This window comes from Brevundimonas sp. (assembly GCF_016463295.1).
Lineage (GTDB): Bacteria > Pseudomonadota > Alphaproteobacteria > Caulobacterales > Caulobacteraceae > Brevundimonas.
In genome coordinates, this window is record NZ_JAEMRO010000011.1 from 1 (window position 1) to 18,098 (window position 18,098).

An 18,098-nucleotide genomic window follows, 5' to 3' on the forward strand; every position below is an offset into this window, starting at 1 on the left:
GCCTGAAAGCTTCCCAAGCTTTTCGTGCGGGTTCGATTCCCGCCGCCCGCTCCAACACTTAGCCGGATTTGCCCCTGCGGTTTTGCTTACGGTTTTGCAGAGGCTGTTCCGGCGGCGTTCCGATTTAGCTTCAGGATCATGCCCTGGGCGATGGCCTTGCGACCCACGTATCGGCGAATGATACGGTCGACTCGGGCTTCATCCCAGGCCAACAGTTCGGCGATTTCGCGGTTGGATAGGCCGGTTAGGTGCGCGCGGGTCGCGAAGGTGCCGCGCAGATCATGGAAATGCAGGTCGCGACCCGGCAGGGCCGTTTCTCGGGCGGCGCGGAAGCCGCTGCCGTTCGGGCCGTCCTTCCAGGGTCGGCCTTTTTCGTTCGTCAGGACCGTGGTCGATCGTCGCGGGATTTCCTTCAGAGCGTCGCGCAGGGCGTCATACAGCGGCACGAAGGCAGAGCGCCCGCCTCGGCTCTTGCTGGTCGGGATTGTGATCTCGAACTCGCCGATGTGGTTCCAGGACAGCCGGCGCAGGTCCTCGGCGCGGAAGCCGGTCAGCGAGGCCAACAGGACGCCCCGCCACACCTCGGGCGACGCTTCGGCCTTGAAGGCCGCGAGGTCATCATCGCTCCAGATCGTCTCGGCCCGATCGACTTCATAGAGGCTCTTGATCCCCTCGCAGGGATTGGCGCTGATCCGGTCCAGATCGACAGCGTGGGTCATGACACGCGACAGGACCTGGATGGCATAGTCGGCGCTGCGCGGGCGGTCTGCCCAGGTGTCGCGCCAGCGTTTGATGATGGGCCGGATCTTCTCGGGATGATCGAACAGGCCGACGCGATAGTCGCCGAAGCGCTCGACGACCTTGTCCAGCCATCGCGTCCAGATCTTGCGCGTTGTCGGCGCGAGGCCGGTGAATGCTGGCGAGGCCTTGTAGTGCGCGACCAGCCCCCTGATCTTGCCATCGTCGGCGGTTCGCCGTGAGGCCACGGCGTCGTTGAAGCTGGCGATGAACTCGGCCGATCCGGGTTTCCCTTCCAAGCGCGGACCGCCGCGCCAAGCGTAGTAATAGTTTCGGCCCTTGGCCGTGACCTTGACGACCCCCTTAAGCACGACGCTGACCATGACGTTCCTCTAGCGCGGCGAGTTCGCGATCGACCGCGTCGTCATTAGCCGTGCCAGGAGGTCCGAAGTCAAAAGTGAAGCCGCCATCGACCGCCACGGTCAGACCGCGCACGGCCAGACCGTTCTCGGCGGCAAACCGATAGGCGGTGTCCAGATCGCCCTTGCGCAGGACGTGACGGCGGGAGCGCTTTACGGTCATGTCAGCCTGCCGAGGCGCTCGGATAGGCATCGTGCAGAACGCCGTCGAGTAAGCGGCCGTTCGTTTCCTTGCCGAGACGCTGCATCAGTCGGCAAGGGACGTCATCAGGCAGTTCGGTGACGTGCCTGAACGTCCGACCGTCGGCGCTCAGGAAAGCGCGTTGATCCGCCGGCACCGAATCCAGAAGTCGCTTGGCTGCTTCGCCGCGCGCATCGACGTCATGGACGCTGGGTCCATCTTGATCGTGGCGAAACTCCTTCCAGGTGCCCCACTGTTTAAACAGGAACGGGATGCCCGCTTCTGCGCACTGATCTCTGAGCTGCCGGGCCCAGTCGGGGTGCATGGGGCGAGCGCTAGGGCCGCTTTCGCCCCCGGCTACAACCCAATGCAGGCCCCTCACCCCGTCATATTGCTCAGCCAGAGAACGGGAGCGTTCGGTGCGTCGATCGGCGATCTGACCGGCGTAGTCATGCCACTTGGCCCAGCGTAAGCTGACCGGGGCAAGCAACGGTTCCACCGATAGCCATCGGACGGCGGCCGGGGTTTCCAGCAAGAGCGGAATGCGTTCGTCGGCTCGTGTCTGATCCTCGACCGACACGCCCAGCCATACGTTTGGCAAGGGCCACCACGTTGCGCCTGGTTCAAGATGGGGAAGCGGCCCAACGACCATGTCGCGATCGCCGCGTTCACGCCGCATCCGGATGATGGTGTCGGCGATGCGGCCTAACGCTTTGCCGATATAGATCTTCATCCGCTCCGGACGCTTGGTTAGCACCTGGAAGGTGTGTTGCGGGCAGAGGGCCATGACGGCGAAGATCTGGTCCAGCTGAACGTCCGTGACGCCTTCATGGAAGAGATCGCCATGGGCCGCGACGAAGATGCGGCGGGGTTTCTTCCAGCGCAGGGGTTGCTGCAGCCAATCGGCGTTGAAGCGCACTTGGCCGTTCCAGACGGGCCCGGCCTTGGAAGCGACAGTCAGGCCAGCCCGGCTGGGATGATCGCGCAAGCGGGTGCCAGCCAGCTTCATCGCATAGCAGTTCGTGCATCCCGGAGAGACGACGGCGCATCCGGTGACTACGTTCCAGGTCGCGTCGGTCCATTCGATGTGGGTGTGATCAGCCACGCGACGCCCCTATGCGTTCGAGGACCGCTCCGACCATGACGTCAAGGAAGGCGTTCGCCTGACCTCCGTTCGGCCTGTAGTACAGCATCAGCCCGAACACGACGCTTTCCAGCAAGGCGAAAGCGTTGGCCTCCCCGTCCGTTTCCTCGACTATCTGACGAACGATCGCGGGGGCGAGCCGGTTGTGGATTTGGGCTTGCGTCTCCGAACGAGGAGCGTTGTCCGAGGGCTGGGCGGTGAGGGCTTCAAGCTGCTTGCGCGCTTCCGCATGCGGGTCCCCTTCCCAGTCGGCTTCCTCGGCCGCTGCGACCCATGGCGCGGCGAACAGTCGGATGAGCGGTTCGGTGATTGCGCCGCCGTGCTTGGCCCATGTCAGGCCCGCTTCGAGGCGTTCATGCTCGATGCCGTCCGAGAACCCGATCAGGACGTCTTCGAGGGCGAGGAAGCGGCGCAGCTGCGCCGAGGTGTCGATGCTGGTCATCAGGCCCTCCCGACGCAGGACTGCGGCACATAGGCCTCGCGCGGGCCGACCCAGCCGTTGGCGCGCAGGCGGGCATAGGCACGGCGGGCTTGCAGCGGTGAGCTGTCGCCAATCGGGCCGCTAGCCGTGCGACTGGTGGCGGTCATGCTGGCCCGACGCAGTGCGGCCTTGAGGACTTCCAGGCCACCGCCATTCAGCCACGCCCATCCGAGGCAGCGATCGCGTGACCCGTCCAGCATTGTGGTCCAGACCTGGACGCCACGATCGCGGTTCTCTGCCGGCGGATCGACGTCGGCCCCGCCGCCCTCGGCGCGCCAGAGGAAGTGCAGATCTTCAACCTCGGTCATGTCGAGGCCCTGACCGCCCCGGCTGCGTTCGATGTAGGCCGCGAGGGCATTGGCGTCCGGAAAGACGATCGGCTTGGTGACCGCGTCCAAGCGCGGCAGGATGGCGAAGGGGGCGGATTGCATGGCGTGGCGGCTCCATATGGACGGGCGATAGTTGGGCGGGGGTGGGGAGAAGCCTGCGGCCCCGATCAGGGCTGTGGCTTCGGACCAGGGCGGACGCATCAGCAGGACCCGGCGACGGGGCCGCGAACGGCGTTCGCGTCGATGGCATCTGCACTGTGGCGGGCGTCGGCGAGGGCTTCGGCCTCGGTGCTGCCCAGGCCGCTGACGGCATAGCCCTGGGTGAGCGGGACATAGTCCGGCGATGACACGACCGCGTGAAAGACGGGGCCCTGTTTGCGGACGAGCCAGTTCCAGTGCGGACGCGCACGGGTCAGGGCCATGACCTCGGCGGCGAACCTTGCGGCCCGGTCATAATCGGCCTGGCTGTAGGGTGCGGGGCGGAGGCGGTGAAGAGTTGCGGTCATGGTCATCCCTCCCGCGTCGTAATCGGCAGGGCGGATTCAGGCGTAGCGACGTGCTGGCCGTCTTCGGGCGTGCGGGGCGGCTGGATGCCCGAGGTCGGGGCCGCATGGCGGGCCCGCTGGCATCCGTGGCAATCGCAGCCCAGGCGGTGGGGTGCGGTGAAGCGCAGGGGGTCGCGCGACATCACTGACCTCCCATCACGCGGTTGATGGCGCGCGCGATCAGGATCTCCAGCGCGCGGACCCGCTCGTCCGGAAGCTCGTTGTGTTCGTCGATGGTCAGGGTCGTGATGCCCCGGCCCTCGGAATCGCAGAGGTTGACCCAACCATCGCTATCAACGGCAGCTGAGGCGATACCGAGCGATCGGAAGGATTCCAGATCGCCCAACCCACCCTCGACGAAGCCGTTGGCAACCGAGTCCTCGATCGATTTCAGCAGGGCCTCATCGGCGGTGATCTGTTCCAAGGTGCGGTCCCAAGGGTCCTGGTTCAGATCGCCCTGGATGCGGGCGGGAGGTTCGGCTTGCTCTGGAGCCGGAGAGGCGACATTGCGCAGCCAGTCCGTCGCATAGCCCTTGCCCTCATTGATCTGACCGGCACCACAAGCCCGCTGGGCGTCCGACACGACATAGCCATCAGGCGGCAGGGCGACGTCATTGTCGCCGAACCAGGCGACGCCGGCGGGCGTGAAGATGGCCAGCGGCGGGGTGCCGCCCTTCTGATGGCCGGCTCCGATCAGGCGCAGGCTGGAGAGTTCGTTGAAGGTCTGATCCAGCCAATAGCTGCCGACGCTGCACCCGAAGGCCAGATAGTCGGCGATGCTGTCGCCTATCCATGCCGACGGTTCGGCGGGGTCGCGAGGGCGTTTCTCGGCAGCGACCTTGTGCGCCAGTTCCAGCATGACCAGCCGCTGGCGCTTGGTCAGAGTGGTATCGGATGTGGCGGGGGCAGACGAACCCGATGCGCCTCGGTCGCTTGCGGCAGAGCCGTAGTTCGGCGTCGGACGCTTCTCCAAACCCAGGTTGTACCGTGCTTCCTTAGCACGGCTGGCGTTGAAATAATCGACGCCGTTGACGACGTAGGGCCCGATCGGAGCCTTATCCTCCAGGACGAACAGTTCGTCTTCGCTGGCTTTGAACAGCTTGCGGAACCGAGGCGTGTCGCCTTCCCATTCGACGACGACTTCGTTGATGTAGGACTCGTTCCTCTCCAGCTTGCCGTCATCGATCCGGCGCAGGATCAGCGACCATGCTTTGCAGCCAAGGGTGTCGTGACAACTGGCGCTTTGCACCTCGTAAGGACCTGTCCCGTAGCTGGTTCTGATCTGGGTGCCGGGTTTCAGCAGATCGCCCACGGTCGGACGCGAGGCGTCTTCGATGCGGAACTCGTCTCCGTCACTTGCTGCCTGCGGTTCCGCTGGTGCCGTCTTCTCCGGACGCAGAAGATCAAGCGCCTGGTGCATGGGCAGCGTGCCATTCGCCACGCGGGCCTGATCGTCGGCGGACAGCTTGATCAGTCGCCGATGCTGCTGGACGAACTCGGGCGTGCGGCCCACGGCCTCGGCGATCTCCCGGTTGGAGCGTCCGCCCTGGATGGCCATGCGTTCGAAGGCCTGGCCCATTTCCATGTGATTGAGGTCGGACCGCTGCATGTTCTCGACCACGGCGGTTTCGAAAGCATCAGCTTCGTCGTCAGGTGTCGCGATCCGGACGGGTACGGTGCGATCGTCCGGCCATTCGCCGGCGGCGACGATCTTCATGCAGGCGCGCCAGCGGCGCTCGCCCGCGATGATCATGTGCGCCTCACCGGGATACGCGTCGTCCCTGGGATCGACCTGTGCAGCCGGGCGGGCGAGAATGGGCAGCAGCACGCCCTTGTCCGCGATTGACTGGGCCAAGGCCTCCAGTTCCGCCGGGTCGAATGCCTTGCGGGGCTGGTCCGGATCGGGGCGCAGATGCGTCGGATGCAGATCGACGACGTCGCCGGGGTTTGCTGCGGCCAGTGGAGCCCGCCCTTCGGCCACGTCTAGTCCGGCCAGAACGCGCTGGCCCAAGGGCGTGAGGCCAAGGCCCTCGACCGTGCCTTCCGACTGCATGATCTTGATGGTGCGGCGCGTATTGGAAGGGTCGCGCGACAGTTCGGCTGCCAGGGCGGCGAGTGTCGAGACGGGTGAGGCCGCGTCGCCGAGGCGACGCAGGATGTCGGGATTGGAGAAGCTGACGGCGGTCATTCGCGGTGTCCGGATTGGAGGGTGAGAAGGCTGCGGGCGGTCGCCTCGGCCATGGCCTTGGCGATCAGGGCTCGCTGGCGGGTGGCGGAGTTGTCAGTGGCGCGCGCGGCGAGCCGGGCCTGCTGGGTGGCCTGTCCGCGCGCCCAGGCGATCTGGTTTGCGAGCGTCGGGCGGCGCCGCGGTGAGGTGTGTCCGGTCATCGGCATCAGGCGGCGAGCCCCCCGGCGGACGACATGCGGTCGATGGCGGCGCGAAGGGCCTGGGGGTCGGCGGCATCGTCGCCGCAGGTAAAGCCCAGCCAGTCATGGTCCTGGACGTGCGCTGTCCAGCCGTCCGGCAGTTTGCGAACGGTGGGCTTGACGGCGAAGACAGCGACGACCGGAAACTCTTCCGCTCCATCGCAGCTACATGACTGGGCCAACAGTTCCAGTTTGCGGCCCGGGCGCTGGCGCAGCAGGTGCAGGGCCAGGGCGTCGATCGACGGGAACGGTTGGGGCGCGGCGCGGCCCGAGGCGAGAAGCGAAGGGCCCATGTCAGTGCGTCCCTGCCGATGCCGCGACAGTGGCCAGCACCGTGAGGACCGTGCCGGCGATCATCGCGATCGACAGGGCGCGGAAGGTGAAGGCGACGAAGGTGCGAACCCGCGCCAAAGCGTCGAGCATCGGGCGGGGATGCGGCATCCACACCACGCCAGCCCATGGATCAGGGTAGTGCCACGAACGGCGTTCGTGAGAGGTCGTCGGTTGCGTTTTCATCAGCTCGCTCCGCATAGTGCCAAGGCACCTGTCCGGACGACATTGAGCATAATGTCCTGACACTTTGTCAATACAGAATGTCAGACGGCACCTGAGGCCGGGCGCGTTACGATGGCCCGCGAGCGCATCGAGCTAGGCGGGGATTGGCGATGGTTGACGAGAAGGATCTGGAGATCGCGCGGCTCAAGGGCGCGCTGGAGGCCACTCAGGCGCGCCAGGGATCGGTCGCAGGGGGCACACTGAAGGTCGTCGGCACGCTATTGGCACTCGGTGCCGCCGTGCTGCTGGTTCTGGTGATTCTCGGGAACACGATCGCCAAGCCGAAGCCCTACGCAGAGCAGATCGCGGACTGCGAGACGCAGAATGCGGGCTTTGATCAGCTGGAGCTGGATTGCAAGATCAAGGTCACGGCGGCCGAGATGGACCGGAACCGCTAGCTTCTGCCGACGACGCTATGGATCGATGAAATGTCGCTGAGCAGGACGTCGATGTCCTTTGCCGGGTTCAGCTGGCGCAGCACGATCTTCTCGGCGTCCCTGGTCACATAGCGCTTTAGCAGGCCCTCGCCTTCGATCGTGACCACGACGCAGTCCTGGTCACGGGCCGGCCAGCGGTTCGGTGCCAGATAGACGATCTCGCCCGGCTCATAGCGCGGCGACATGCTGATGTCGTTCACTTCGAGGGCAAAGGCGTCCCGGACGTGCTGCTGGCCGGGATGCATGGCGACGTACCCTCTCAAATCCTGCTCGGCGAGGGTGAGGCGCCCAGCGGACGCGGCACCGACCCAGCCGTAAAGAGGAACCATGTGGGGCATCGGTACGACATTATTGGTCGCACCCTTGGGCGTTTGCCCGAGCCACTCCTCGATCTTCTCCATCTCGTGCCGCTGGATGCGGCGCTTACCGTTGAAGATGCGATTGACCTGAGAACTGTCGAGGCCCAGCAGGCGACCGAGGTCGGCCTGCGTCTTGCCTTGATCCTTCATGAGAGCGCGCACGGCGAGAACGTCAGCATCCATACGGTGGATATCTGACAGAACGTCAAGGCACGGTCGTTGACGTTGTGCGCGAATCAAGTGCGTTACATGTCCTGACAAAATGTCAGGACGATATGTCATGCCTCAAGCCGCCTGTCACGCTGAAGTTTCCACCGAGCCGGTCGCCGATGACGACGCGCCGCCTGCTGATGCCCGCGATCTCGTGATCAGGGTGCTCACAGTGCGCCGCATCGCCGGCTGGTGCTGCGTGTCCGAAGGGGCCGTCCATCAATGGCTTTGCCGGGGTACGGACGATGCTCCGATCCCGGCGAAGCGGGTTCCTGTGATTGCGGCGGGTGCTGCAAAGAGTGGCCTGGACTTCGATGTCGGGATGCTGTGGCCGGCGATGTCCGGAATGCGGGCAAAGGCTTTCGGCGGTCTGCGCGCAGGAGCCGCTCAATGACCCATCGCCACGCCTTCCGGCGCGGCGTCGCGCCCCGGCCATCGGAGAAGGATCTGCGTCTGTGGGGTCGCCTTCTCAAGCGCGCGGAAGCCATCGGCGACTGTGGCGCCGCGCGGGCACAGGCTTTCACCGTGGCGGCGGAGAAGGCCGCAAAGGCCATCGCGCCGATGGGTCATCAGCGGGTTGACAGCGCCTTCGTGCAGCTGGTCCGCGTCGGCCAGGGTTTCCTGCGGTTGTCGGTCGATGACCGGCGCGCGGCTTCATCGCGGATCGCCACCCTGACTGCGGATTGCCGCGCGGTGCTGGACGGCGATGGTCCGGGCCGTCCCGAGCGTCCCGAGCGTAAGGACATCTTCGGATGACCGAGCATGAACGGGGGATGCTGCTGTCGTCCATGTCGGACGACAGCGTTGCCAGGACGCTGGGGCGCTCGCTAGCGTGGGTCAAACGTTGCCGGGCAGCCGTCGCCGAGGCGGTCCCGCCCAAGGCTGTGGAAGCGGTCCAGGCCCGTGTTGCCGTCAAGCGGGAGCGTTGGACGCGGGCGGCGATGTCGGCGCCGGTCAGTCCGAAGCGAGAGGCATCATTGCCGGGAAAGCCCGTGTCGCCGGACATCCTGCGCTGGGCGAGGTGGTTCTTAGATGCCCAATGGCCGCTGACGACGGTGGCGGACCTGTTCGACGTTTCGGCGGCCTCCCTGATCAAGGGGCTGAATGCATGAGTGCGACGCCGCGACGCCACACGGACGGAATCGTTTATAGCCGCCCGGCCATCATGCCGCCGTGCCCAGCGGAGGTCGCGGCCCGATCCTATGAGCGCACCCAGATCGCGCGGGGCATCGGCTGGTTCGCCTTGGCCCAGATGACCGGGCGCACGGTGCATGACCTGCGCCGCGACCACGACGCGGGATACAAGCCGTGCTGACACCTGCGGAGCGCATTCAGCGAAGCTGTATCGAAAAGGTGCGTCAGCCGGACGAGGCGACGGCCCGCGCTCGCGCGATGGGAATGCTGCAACTGGGCATCACCAAATCCAAAAGGGCCTGGGTCTATCCCTGCCGGGAGTGCCGGGGCTGGCACATCACGACGTCGGCGGGTGGCAATCACGCCTTGGCGTCGGTGTCGGCTACGGACCCCTATGTCCCGCCGAGGTGGCAGGCATGAATGCTCCAGCCAATGCCATGGCGGTCATGGCCCATCGCGTCACACCGCAGGCCGACGACGTCGATTTTTTCCCTACGCAGCCTTGGGGTGGTCGGGCCGGTGCGGAGATCATCAAACAGGTTCTGGACCCGTCCGCAGCCATGGCGTGGGAATGCGCTTGCGGGCCGGGGCACATGGTCCATGCCCTGCGCGACTATTTCCCCGCCGTCGTCGCCTCGGACGCCTATCTGTACGACGGCAACCGGATCTATGATTTCACCAGTGACGCACCGCCGCCGTTTGAGGCCGACTGGATCGTAACCAATCCGCCTTTCTCCAATATCGAGGCGTTCATCACCCTGGCGTGCCAGCGGGCCCGGCGCGGGGTGGCGATGTTGTTGCCGGCGCGTTGCCTTGAAGGGGTCGGGCGGCATGGGCTGCTGTACGGCTCGGCCCAGCTGACGGTCGTGGCGCCGTTCAGCGAGCGCCTGCCGATGCACAAGGGCGTCTATGACGCCGATCGGTCGACGGCGGCCTTTTACGCCTGGTTCTTTTTCCTCAAGCCGGTGCTGCGCCCGCGCCGATTCATGGCGCGGATCGGCGGGGATTATCGGCCCGGCGTCCTACCGATCGCGCCCGGAACCAAGACGCGGCTGTTCCGAACGTCGGACCTGAAGTTCGCCGCCGGCGGACAGGCCCGCGAGGTCCTGGCGCGCCTGAGAGCCAACGGCGACACCCTGTCCGGCGGTCATCTGGATGTTCTGGAGGCCGTGGCCATGGATGCGGGTGCGCGAGGCGTGACGCCGCATCCGGTGACCTATCCGGCGGGCTTGCTGGCCTCGCTGCGCATGTTCGGCCTGCTGGAGCATGCACCCGAACTCAAGGGCGACTTCGGCGACCGGCGGTTCCGCCTGGCCGACGACGGGCGGGCGCTGCTGATCGCGGTGGGGCGGCTCTGATGGGCCGTCCGCTAGTCTTTTGCGCACAGGGCTTTGAAGTCACCGAAGGCGCGCTTGTATCCATTGTAGAGGTCTGCCGCGTCTTCGACGTCCTGGCTGGTCACCTTGCCTCTCTGCGCAGCGGATACAGCAGTATGGGCAAATCCTTTGCCGTGAAGACCGGCGGTACGGCATGCGAGAACGGCTTTCCAAGAACCAACGGATTGGACGTTCACGGCCAGCAGTTCGTCGCCGAAGATGTCGTTCGAATCTCTGCCCAGTCGGCTCCGCAGCTTGGCACCTTCAGCTTCTGCCGTTCTGAGAGTGATAAGGGTTCGGCTAAGCTCAATCAGTCCCTGGTCCATCATGGCCGCCAGATAGAGGCGTGCCTCACGTTGCTCTTGGCGTCGGTGCCTGTGGCTAAGGGCGTTAGAGGCCGCAACATACAGGAACCCAGCCGCCACGGCGATGATAGTCCCCCAAGCCTGAACCCAATCTGGATCACTGAGCGCGCCCCAGTCAGGAGGGTGCGAAGCCATCCATGGGATCAACATGATGGCGCAGAGGATCAGGACTGTGCGGACGATCGGGCTCATGCGCCGCTAATTAGCATACTGACGAACGCCGTTTGCCCCCTGCTGAGGGCTGTCGATGTTTGATCGCTCTCTCTTTGAAGCCGCGCGTGGTGCCATGTCGGTGGAAGGCTTGGCGGCGCAAGAAACGGACCTGCGCCGGGCCGGGTCGGAGCAACGCGGCCAGTGTCCGCTGTGCGGTGCCGGCAGCAAGAAGTCGGCTTCGGCACCCTTTGCGGTCCATCCCGGCAAGCAGACCTGGAAATGCTATGTCTGCGACCCGCGCGGGGGCGACGTCGTCGATCTGGAGCGCGCTCTGCGCGGCGGCTCGCCGGTCGAGGCGGCGCGTCGTCTGGCCGGGTCGGGGCCGTTGCCGGTCCGGACGGCCAAACCGGTCGCCAGGGCCGCTGCGCCATCCGGCCCCTCGGTGTCGGACAAGGTCGCCCTGGAACTGTGGCGCGAGGCCCGCCCGATCGCCGGGACGCTGGCCGAGCGGTATCTGAGATTCCGTGGGATCGCCGCCGAAGTCATCCAGGCCGCGTCGTCCGCCCTGCGTTTTCACCCGTTCGCCAAATGGGGCTGGGACGAAGGCGCGCGGGAATGGATCAAGGCTCCGGCCATCCTGATTCAGATCGTCGTGCCGGATGGGGACGGCCTGCCGCTGCCCACGGGCGGGGTGCATTGCACCTACCTGGCCCGCGACGGGCGCGGGAAGGCCCCGCTCGACCCGGCCAAGCGGATGTGGGGTCCGCAACAGGTCGATGGCCGCGTCGGCTTGGCCTGGCTGACCGGCGACAGCCGTCCCGCGCGGGACCGCACCCTGACGACGGGTGAGGGACTGGAAACCGTCCTGTCGGTCCTGACGATGATGCTGCGGGGGACCCGAGGCGTCGTGGGCCCGTCCTGCGCCGCCCTGTCGCTTGATCGCCTCCAGGGCGGGCTTTTGCGCGACAACGAGGGTCGGATCGATCCGTATGATCCTAAGGCCAATCCGGAGCGGCCCGCCGTGGTCTGGCCGGGCCCGTGGGGCGAGGTGACGATCGCCGTCGATCGGGACATGTCGCCGCTGAAGGTCAAGGCGCGGACGCCGCGCGGAAAGACCTGCGATTTCACCTTCGAGCCGGAAGCGAGGGCGCGGCTGTGCGCGCGTCTGGCCGCTGCGGCGTGGAAGGCGGCGGGAGCCATCCGGACCCGCGCCATCGCGCCCTCGCCGGGGTGCGATTTCAACGATGAACTGCGCCGCTACCAGGCGCGCCAGACGACCGACAAGGGTGGTGTTGCGTGAGTATCGAAGAGCCTATCGATGTGCTGAGCGAGGCCGATCCCGATACCGAGCGGCGGCTGGGGGCGTTCCCCAATCCGTCGCTGGCGGAATGCCCGGTCGTGCCCCTGGGGTTCGACGGGGGCAAGGTGATCTTCGCCATGCCGGAGGGTGAAATCCGGGTCGAGATGGCGTCCAAGATCGCGGGCATGCTGCGCCCCGACATTTTCTGCTGTCAGGCGGGGCAGTCGTTCCTGGGCTATTGGCGCGACAGCGAGGATAAGTTTCAGCGCGACCTGGCCACGGTCTGGTTCAATCGGAAGTGCCGCGAGGCGGGCAAATGGGATGCCAATCGGCCGCAACGGTCGCTGGGCGTCTGGCCCGGCGAGGGCGGGACAATCGTGCTGCACAAGGGCGACGAGATCTGGCGCTATCCGCTGGAAGGCGAGGTCGAGAAGCTGTCGATCGCCGATGCCCTGAGGGAGAAGCGGGGCGCGCTGTATCGCCTGCGCCCCCCGGCCCCCGCGCCGGGCAAGCCCGCATCGTCTGCGGACGGGGCGTGGCTGCGGGACCAGCTGGACATGTGGCGGTTCGAGGCGATCGGGGACGACGGCTTGACCGGCGGCGACGTCGTGGCCGGGTGGCTGATGGCGGCGCTGCTGGGCGCGGTCGCGCCGTTTCGGGGGCATCTGCTGATCCATGCCCTGGCCGGATCGGGCAAGACGACGTTCCTGATGCTGATCGAGGCCGCGCTGTCGGCCCTGGCCGGGGAGATCATCAACAGCTTCTCGGAGGCGGGTTTCCGAGCAGACATATCGGGCATGGCGCGCCCCGCCGTGGTCGATGAGGCGGAGTCGTCGGGAGGCGACAACGGGCCGGGCCCGGTGGAACAGGTCCTCAATCTGCTGCGCCTGATGGCCACCGGTGCCGGGGCCAATCGCAAGATGGGCGATGTCGGCGGAGGGGCGATAGCGCAGACTGCCGTCGGCTCAGTCCTGATGGCGGCGGTCCTGCCGCCGAAGATGGATTCCGCGCTGGCCACGCGGGTGGCGGAAATCCGGATGCTGCCGCTGAATGGGTCGGACCTCGATGTGGATGAGGTGCGACCCGCCCTCGCCACCGATCCGACGATCAAGGCGGCGATCGGGAAGGCGCGCGAGCTGGCCCCCGCGCTGCTGGGGCGGGCTCTGACGCAGGCGCATCGATACCGCGCCGATGCGGCGGCGGTGAAGGAGGCGCTGATCGCGGGCAATGAGGCCCCTCGCACGGCGGACCTGATCGCCATGCTGGCGGCGGGGCGGCGGTTGCTGATGTTCGACACCCCCTTGACCCCCCAGGAGGCCACCGAGGAGGTGGCGTTCTGGCGTCCGCTGCTGGATCAGCGTGCGGCGTCAGAGGCCGTGTCCAACCCCGGTGCGGATGCCCTGGCGCACTGGATGAACTGGCCGTCCGGCAAGCATATCCGCGACCGTCAGGAAACGCTGGGCGAGATCGTGGCCCGGCAGTGCGGGACGGAGCGGGAGTACGACGCCCTGCTGAAGGCGCATGGTGCCAAGGTCTATGCCGGCGCGGGCAAGGATGGGCGCGAGGGGCCGTGGCTGCTGATCGCCAATCACCACCCCGTGCTGGACCGCATCTTCGGACGGACCCAGTGGAAGGATTACCGCAAGACCTTGGCCTATCTGGACGCCATCGGGCCGGAGCATCGGACCTGGGCGACCGTGCCTCAGACCTTTGGCGTGGGCGTCAAGCAGCGCGCCATCGCCATCCCCCTCACCCCCTGGTTGGAGAAAGCCAGTCGGGGCGTTCCGGGGAGCGTTCCCTCTAGCGTTCCGGGGGAAGGCCATGAGTTCTAAGCGGAAATCGCCCACCGGAACGGTCGGAACGGTCGGAACGGTCATATGGCCCAGATGCGGGCGCAGGCGCCTGGGGGCGCACGACGCCACAGGTGCGTTCCGTGCGTTCCGACCGTTCCGCTGTCTCTATTTCTATAACAGTTTCAATAAGAAGGACTGGAACGCTGGCCGGAACGCCAGCGGAACGGTCGTTGCGGAGGCCTTTCGATGACCGAGATCGCCCATTTCATCGAGCGCGGTAAGGACGAGCCGCTCGCCATGCACCTGCACCGCAATGCTGACGTCCTCGGTGCCAGCCGTGACCAGCGCGCCCGCCTGCGCCGCGCCGCTGCCCTGACCGGTGGCGGCACGGAAGATCGGATCGAGGCCGGACTGATCGCCGCCTCGGTGCGGGATGAGTTGAAGGTGGCGATCGACGAAGTGATCTATGCCGCCCAGGCGCGGGGCGAGGCTGTGTCGGATTACAACACCGACGGTGCCAAGCGGATCAAGGGTCGTGACGGACTGTGGTCGCTGGCCGACAGCGGCGGGCTGAGCGAGGCCCAGTTCAACACCGGCCTGATGTACCGTGGCCTGTATGAGCGGGTGATGGTCGGCGGGATCGGATCGCAGATGTCGTCGGTCGGAGAGCTGCGTGCGACCAAGGCCAGCACGGCGGGACAGATCGGGCAGGGCCTGCACCGCGCCTATGCCGGGGTCAGGCTGACTGCGGCGGAGACCTCGGTCCGGTGTGCGGAGAAGGTGGCCTTGCTCCGCGCCGTGGCTGGCGAGGGCCGCACCATCGGGTCGCTGTCGTCCAGCGGGCACCGGCGCAAGGTGCTGATCACCAGCCTCGGCATCGCCCTGGATGTGGTGCGCATCTCGCTAGGCCAGACCGGGGGCTTGCGAATCACAGGCAGTTAACTTCATAAGAAGCGCAGTCGCTGAACTTGTGACACCAGCCCGCCCGACACCCGTCGCGGCGGGTTTTTCGTGTCCGATCAACGGCTTGGCAGGCCGTGGGTCCCTACCAGCCGGGGGTGCCCGTATACGGTGGGGCTGAGCGCGACTTCGCGTTAGTGGCGGTTTCCGAAACATTCTGAACTCGGTGAAGTCATGCCCCTGCTGATGAAGAAGGACTTCGCGGCACGGCATGGGGTTGGGGCCTCGGCGGTTTCGGGCTGGGCCAAGCGGGGATTGCTGGTTTACGCGCCGGACCCGGCGCGCCCAGGCAAGGTCCTGATCGATGCCGAAAAGTCGGACCTGCTGGTTCGCGGCACGATCGATCAGACACGGGGCCGACCACGCACGGCGGAGGCTGCGCCTTCATCTGGCGATGCGCCGGTTGCGGCAGAGGCTCCGACGACTCGGGTGCAACAGATGTCCGGCCCCGAGGCGGTGCGGATGGAAGAGGCCCGCGAGCGGATCATCGGGCGTCGCCTGGAGAATGAGAAGAACGCTGGACGGCTGGTCGCCATCGATGTGATCGAGCGGCAGGCGGCTGAACGCGGGCGCATGATCCGCGAACGCGTCGCCGCCGTCGTCCGGTCGCAGCAGGAGAGGCTCGCGGCTGAAACCGACCCTCGCGTCATCGGCTCGCTGCTGATCACCGAGTTCGATGCCGTCTTCGAACGGATCGCCGATGAGATTGAAGCCGAGGCGAGGGCCGAGGCGGATGTGGACGCCGTGCTGAGCACGATCCCTGAAACTGATGGGGAGGCAGACGAGGAAGCGGAGGCTGCATGATGGAGCCCGCCCGTTTCGAAGGCGTCACCGCCGACATCCTGGCTGCGAACGCCGTTCGTGCCGACAGGGCTTTGGCACAGGGTCTCAGGCCTCCGCCCAGGATCAGCGTTTCGGACTGGTCCGAGCGGCATCGCTGCTTTGCCGACGACGCCCCGCATCCCGGTCCGTTCAAGAACGACAAGGCCCCGTATCTGATCGAGCCGATGGACAGGCTGTCGCCGCACGATCCCTGTGCGGAGGTGCCGATCATCAAATGTGGTCAGTCGGGCGGATCGGTGACCGGTGAAAACTGGATCGGCTATGTCGCGGACATCGCGCCTGGTCCGATGATGTACGTCGGCCCGACGATCACGGCGGCGAAGGATTGGCTGGCTGAAAAGTTCTGGCCGATGGTCGAGGCATCGCCTCGGCTGAACCCGAACCGCCGCGACGGCATCGTGCAGCCCAAGCGGTCACGCGACGGGAACGGCACGACGGCGCTGCGCGTCCGGTTCCGCAAGGGCGGCTGGATGCTGATCGCCGGGGCCAACTCGGCGGCGACGCTTCGGCAGCACTCGATCCGCTATGCGATCGAGGACGATCTGGATCAGTTTCCCGACGACCTGGATAACCAGGGCTCGCCGGAGACGATGGTCGATACCCGCCTGACCGTCTTCACCCGACAGGGGACGGCCAAGCGGCTGAAGATTTCGACACCGACGAACAAGGGATCGTCCAAGATCGGTCGGGCGTATGCCGCCAGCGATATGCGGCGTTACTACCTCAAGTGCCGGCACTGCGGCGACCGGTTCGACCCCATCTTCTCGGATCTGCGGTGGCCCGAGGGCCAGCCCGACCGCGCCGAGCTGATCGCGCCATGCTGTGGCTCGCCGATCGCTCACTGGGAAAAGGCGGAGATGTCCCTGCCGGACGGCTGGTTGCCGACGGCCGAGATCGACGGCGAAAAGCCGACGCGGGTTCTGAGCGAGGAAGCATTTCAGACAGCGCGGCAACGCGATGTCCGGGGACGCAATCCCGGCTATCACATCACCGGGATCATCTCGGCCTTCCTGACCTGGTCGGATCTCTGCACCAAGTTCATCGCCGCCCAGGGCGACGTCAACAAACTGCGCGGCTGGACAAATCTGCAGCTGGGCGAAGAGTTCGTCCTGAAGGGCGACGCGCCGCCGGCAGCCTCGCTGGCGATCCTGAAGGAACAGGACTGGGGAAAGGGCCAACTGCCGTGGGGCCCGCTGATCTTCACCCTCGGGTGCGACGTGCAGGGCGACGGCATCTATGTCGAAGCCCTGGGCTGGGCACATGGCCTCGAAAACTGGAGCCTCGATCACAGGTTTCTGCCAGGCAAGACAGACATTCCCGGCCAGGGGGCCTGGGCTTTGCTGGAAGGTTACGCATCGCAAACCTTCACCCTGCCCGGCGGCAAGACGTTCGGTTTCGACATGATCTGCGTCGATGCCGGTTACAACACCGATGCGGCCAAGGCCTTCGCGAGGAAGTCGTCGAAGCGGCTACCGGTTTTCGGACGCTCGGGCTGGACGCTGCCGATCCTCGGTCGCGGTCAGGCCATCCATTTCCAACCGGGCAATGGCCCGCGCGGAAAGCGCCGCAAGGTCGCGGGCGAGGAAGCGCACCTGGTCGGGACCTATGGCGCGAAGCTCAGCTGGTTCGGATTTCTGAAGGCGTCGATCCAGCAGGCCGAGGCCGAGGCCAGAGGCGAACGACCTGACGCCATCAAGGGGCGCGTGCACTTCAGCCGGGATGCGACGGACGACTATTTCGACATGCTGACCAGCGAAAGTGTCGTGGTTCGCATGAAATCGGGCCAACCCACGCGGGTCTGGGAAGTCGAGACGGGACGGGAGAACCACTGGCTCGACTGCCGCATCTACAACCGCGCTGCCGCCGAGGCGCTGGCGCTGGACCTCCAATCCGAAGCGGACTGGCGCAAGGTCGCCGAGTTCCGCAACGCCGCCGCCAACCCGGTCCAGGGCGATCTGATCGCGCTGGCCAATCGCCCTGTTCCGGACACCGGGTCTGCGCCTGCGGGCGGGACGGTGTCGGAAGGGTCCGCGCCTGCCACGCCCGTTGCGCAGTCAGGCGCGGACAACCCACCTGCCGCACCAGCTGACAGCTGGATCGGCGAAACCGAGGGATGGTTCGACCGATGAGCAGTCCCGACTATTCGACGAAGATCGCCGCGCTCGAAGCCGCCCTGGCGTCGGGCGAACTGACCGTCGAATCCGACGGCGACCGGGTCACCTATCGATCGGTGAAGGATCTTACGGACGCCTTGTCCTACTTCCGGTCACGGCAGGATGCCCTCGCCAGTCCCCTGGGTGCGCAAGCGCCGTTCGGCTTCTCAGCCGCCAGCTTCTGTCGGGAGTGAGA

26 protein-coding genes are annotated in these 18,098 nt (G+C 66.3%); 13 read left to right on the top strand and 13 right to left on the bottom strand.

Annotated features, from left to right (window positions below; all coding sequences use genetic code 11):
* Positions 1–86: 86 nt before the first annotated feature.
* The 11 genes from JHC81_RS04715 to JHC81_RS04765 are packed head-to-tail and all read right to left on the bottom strand — an operon-like array spanning position 87 to position 6,780.
* Entirely contained in the window at positions 87–1,121 is a 1,035-nt protein-coding gene (locus JHC81_RS04715) for a tyrosine-type recombinase/integrase (protein ID WP_292171316.1), read from the bottom strand.
* Positions 1,102–1,320 (bottom strand): hypothetical protein, encoded by a 219-nt coding sequence (locus JHC81_RS04720; protein ID WP_292171319.1) that lies wholly within the window; start codon positions 1,318–1,320, stop codon positions 1,102–1,104. The genes JHC81_RS04715 and JHC81_RS04720 overlap by 20 nt, the downstream gene beginning before the upstream one ends.
* Before the next feature lies 1 nt (position 1,321).
* Positions 1,322–2,443: a phage Gp37/Gp68 family protein gene (locus JHC81_RS04725; protein ID WP_292171321.1), complete on the bottom strand. Its 1,122-nt coding sequence runs from the start codon at positions 2,441–2,443 to the stop codon at positions 1,322–1,324.
* Positions 2,436–2,924, bottom strand: coding sequence for a hypothetical protein (locus tag JHC81_RS04730; RefSeq protein WP_292171324.1), 489 nt, complete (start codon positions 2,922–2,924; stop codon positions 2,436–2,438). Before JHC81_RS04730 ends, JHC81_RS04725 begins: the two co-directional genes overlap by 8 nt.
* The gene (locus tag JHC81_RS04735; protein WP_292171327.1) at positions 2,924–3,493 is read right to left on the bottom strand and encodes a hypothetical protein; all 570 of its coding nucleotides are present in this window, start codon (positions 3,491–3,493) and stop codon (positions 2,924–2,926) included. The genes JHC81_RS04730 and JHC81_RS04735 overlap by 1 nt, the downstream gene beginning before the upstream one ends.
* Positions 3,493–3,798, bottom strand: a complete 306-nt coding sequence (locus JHC81_RS04740) for a hypothetical protein (RefSeq protein WP_292171329.1) — start codon at positions 3,796–3,798, stop codon at positions 3,493–3,495. The genes JHC81_RS04735 and JHC81_RS04740 overlap by 1 nt, the downstream gene beginning before the upstream one ends.
* Positions 3,799–3,800: 2 nt before the next feature.
* Positions 3,801–3,980 carry a hypothetical protein gene (locus tag JHC81_RS04745; protein WP_292171331.1) on the bottom strand — a complete coding sequence of 60 codons (180 nt, stop codon included), beginning with the start codon at positions 3,978–3,980 and terminating at the stop codon, positions 3,801–3,803.
* Positions 3,980–6,025 (bottom strand): ParB/RepB/Spo0J family partition protein, encoded by a 2,046-nt coding sequence (locus tag JHC81_RS04750; RefSeq protein ID WP_292171334.1) that lies wholly within the window; start codon positions 6,023–6,025, stop codon positions 3,980–3,982. Before JHC81_RS04750 ends, JHC81_RS04745 begins: the two co-directional genes overlap by 1 nt.
* A complete protein-coding gene (locus tag JHC81_RS04755) occupies positions 6,022–6,225 on the bottom strand; it encodes a hypothetical protein (RefSeq protein ID WP_292171336.1) in 204 nt (67 codons plus the stop codon). Before JHC81_RS04755 ends, JHC81_RS04750 begins: the two co-directional genes overlap by 4 nt.
* Before the next feature lie 5 nt (positions 6,226–6,230).
* On the bottom strand, positions 6,231–6,557 hold the full coding sequence (locus tag JHC81_RS04760; RefSeq protein ID WP_292171339.1) for a hypothetical protein: 327 nt from the start codon (positions 6,555–6,557) through the stop codon (positions 6,231–6,233).
* Between the two features lies 1 nt (position 6,558).
* Positions 6,559–6,780, bottom strand: coding sequence for a hypothetical protein (locus JHC81_RS04765; RefSeq protein WP_292171341.1), 222 nt, complete (start codon positions 6,778–6,780; stop codon positions 6,559–6,561).
* Positions 6,781–6,929: 149 nt separating this feature from the next.
* Here JHC81_RS04765 and JHC81_RS04770 point away from each other — a divergent pair, with 149 nt between their 5' ends.
* A complete protein-coding gene (locus tag JHC81_RS04770; RefSeq protein WP_292171343.1) occupies positions 6,930–7,217 on the top strand; it encodes a hypothetical protein in 288 nt (95 codons plus the stop codon).
* Here JHC81_RS04770 and JHC81_RS04775 read toward each other — a convergent pair.
* Positions 7,214–7,798, bottom strand: coding sequence for a LexA family transcriptional regulator (locus JHC81_RS04775; protein ID WP_292171345.1), 585 nt, complete (start codon positions 7,796–7,798; stop codon positions 7,214–7,216). The genes JHC81_RS04770 and JHC81_RS04775 overlap by 4 nt on opposite strands.
* 97 nt (positions 7,799–7,895) lie before the next feature.
* Between JHC81_RS04775 and JHC81_RS04780 the strand changes: the two genes are divergently transcribed.
* The 6 genes from JHC81_RS04780 to JHC81_RS04805 are packed head-to-tail and all read left to right on the top strand — an operon-like array spanning position 7,896 to position 10,317.
* A complete protein-coding gene (locus JHC81_RS04780) occupies positions 7,896–8,219 on the top strand; it encodes a hypothetical protein (protein ID WP_292171348.1) in 324 nt (107 codons plus the stop codon).
* Positions 8,216–8,581 (top strand): hypothetical protein, encoded by a 366-nt coding sequence (locus JHC81_RS04785; protein WP_292171350.1) that lies wholly within the window; start codon positions 8,216–8,218, stop codon positions 8,579–8,581. Before JHC81_RS04780 ends, JHC81_RS04785 begins: the two co-directional genes overlap by 4 nt.
* A complete protein-coding gene (locus JHC81_RS04790; protein ID WP_292171353.1) occupies positions 8,578–8,937 on the top strand; it encodes a hypothetical protein in 360 nt (119 codons plus the stop codon). The genes JHC81_RS04785 and JHC81_RS04790 overlap by 4 nt, the downstream gene beginning before the upstream one ends.
* Positions 8,934–9,140, top strand: coding sequence for a hypothetical protein (locus JHC81_RS04795; RefSeq protein ID WP_292171363.1), 207 nt, complete (start codon positions 8,934–8,936; stop codon positions 9,138–9,140). Before JHC81_RS04790 ends, JHC81_RS04795 begins: the two co-directional genes overlap by 4 nt.
* A complete protein-coding gene (locus JHC81_RS04800; protein WP_292171366.1) occupies positions 9,134–9,379 on the top strand; it encodes a hypothetical protein in 246 nt (81 codons plus the stop codon). Before JHC81_RS04795 ends, JHC81_RS04800 begins: the two co-directional genes overlap by 7 nt.
* Positions 9,376–10,317, top strand: coding sequence for a hypothetical protein (locus tag JHC81_RS04805; RefSeq protein ID WP_292171370.1), 942 nt, complete (start codon positions 9,376–9,378; stop codon positions 10,315–10,317). Before JHC81_RS04800 ends, JHC81_RS04805 begins: the two co-directional genes overlap by 4 nt.
* A gap of 11 nt (positions 10,318–10,328) precedes the next feature.
* Here JHC81_RS04805 and JHC81_RS04810 read toward each other — a convergent pair whose 3' ends face one another.
* Positions 10,329–10,892, bottom strand: a complete 564-nt coding sequence (locus JHC81_RS04810) for a hypothetical protein (protein WP_292171374.1) — start codon at positions 10,890–10,892, stop codon at positions 10,329–10,331.
* A gap of 55 nt (positions 10,893–10,947) precedes the next feature.
* On the opposite strand from JHC81_RS04810, the gene JHC81_RS04815 reads away from it, so the two are divergent.
* From JHC81_RS04815 to JHC81_RS04840, 6 genes are all read left to right on the top strand, one after another.
* Entirely contained in the window at positions 10,948–12,153 is a 1,206-nt protein-coding gene (locus tag JHC81_RS04815; protein ID WP_292171379.1) for a CHC2 zinc finger domain-containing protein, read from the top strand.
* Complete coding sequence (locus JHC81_RS04820; RefSeq protein ID WP_292171382.1) at positions 12,150–13,985, top strand: hypothetical protein; 1,836 nt, start codon at positions 12,150–12,152, stop codon at positions 13,983–13,985. The genes JHC81_RS04815 and JHC81_RS04820 overlap by 4 nt, the downstream gene beginning before the upstream one ends.
* Before the next feature lie 207 nt (positions 13,986–14,192).
* Positions 14,193–14,888, top strand: coding sequence for a hypothetical protein (locus JHC81_RS04825; RefSeq protein ID WP_292171385.1), 696 nt, complete (start codon positions 14,193–14,195; stop codon positions 14,886–14,888).
* A gap of 192 nt (positions 14,889–15,080) precedes the next feature.
* Entirely contained in the window at positions 15,081–15,710 is a 630-nt protein-coding gene (locus tag JHC81_RS04830; protein WP_292171388.1) for a hypothetical protein, read from the top strand.
* The gene (locus tag JHC81_RS04835) at positions 15,707–17,878 is read left to right on the top strand and encodes a terminase gpA endonuclease subunit (RefSeq protein ID WP_292171390.1); all 2,172 of its coding nucleotides are present in this window, start codon (positions 15,707–15,709) and stop codon (positions 17,876–17,878) included. Before JHC81_RS04830 ends, JHC81_RS04835 begins: the two co-directional genes overlap by 4 nt.
* Positions 17,875–18,096, top strand: coding sequence for a hypothetical protein (locus tag JHC81_RS04840; protein ID WP_292171394.1), 222 nt, complete (start codon positions 17,875–17,877; stop codon positions 18,094–18,096). The genes JHC81_RS04835 and JHC81_RS04840 overlap by 4 nt, the downstream gene beginning before the upstream one ends.
* Positions 18,097–18,098 lie beyond the last annotated feature (2 nt).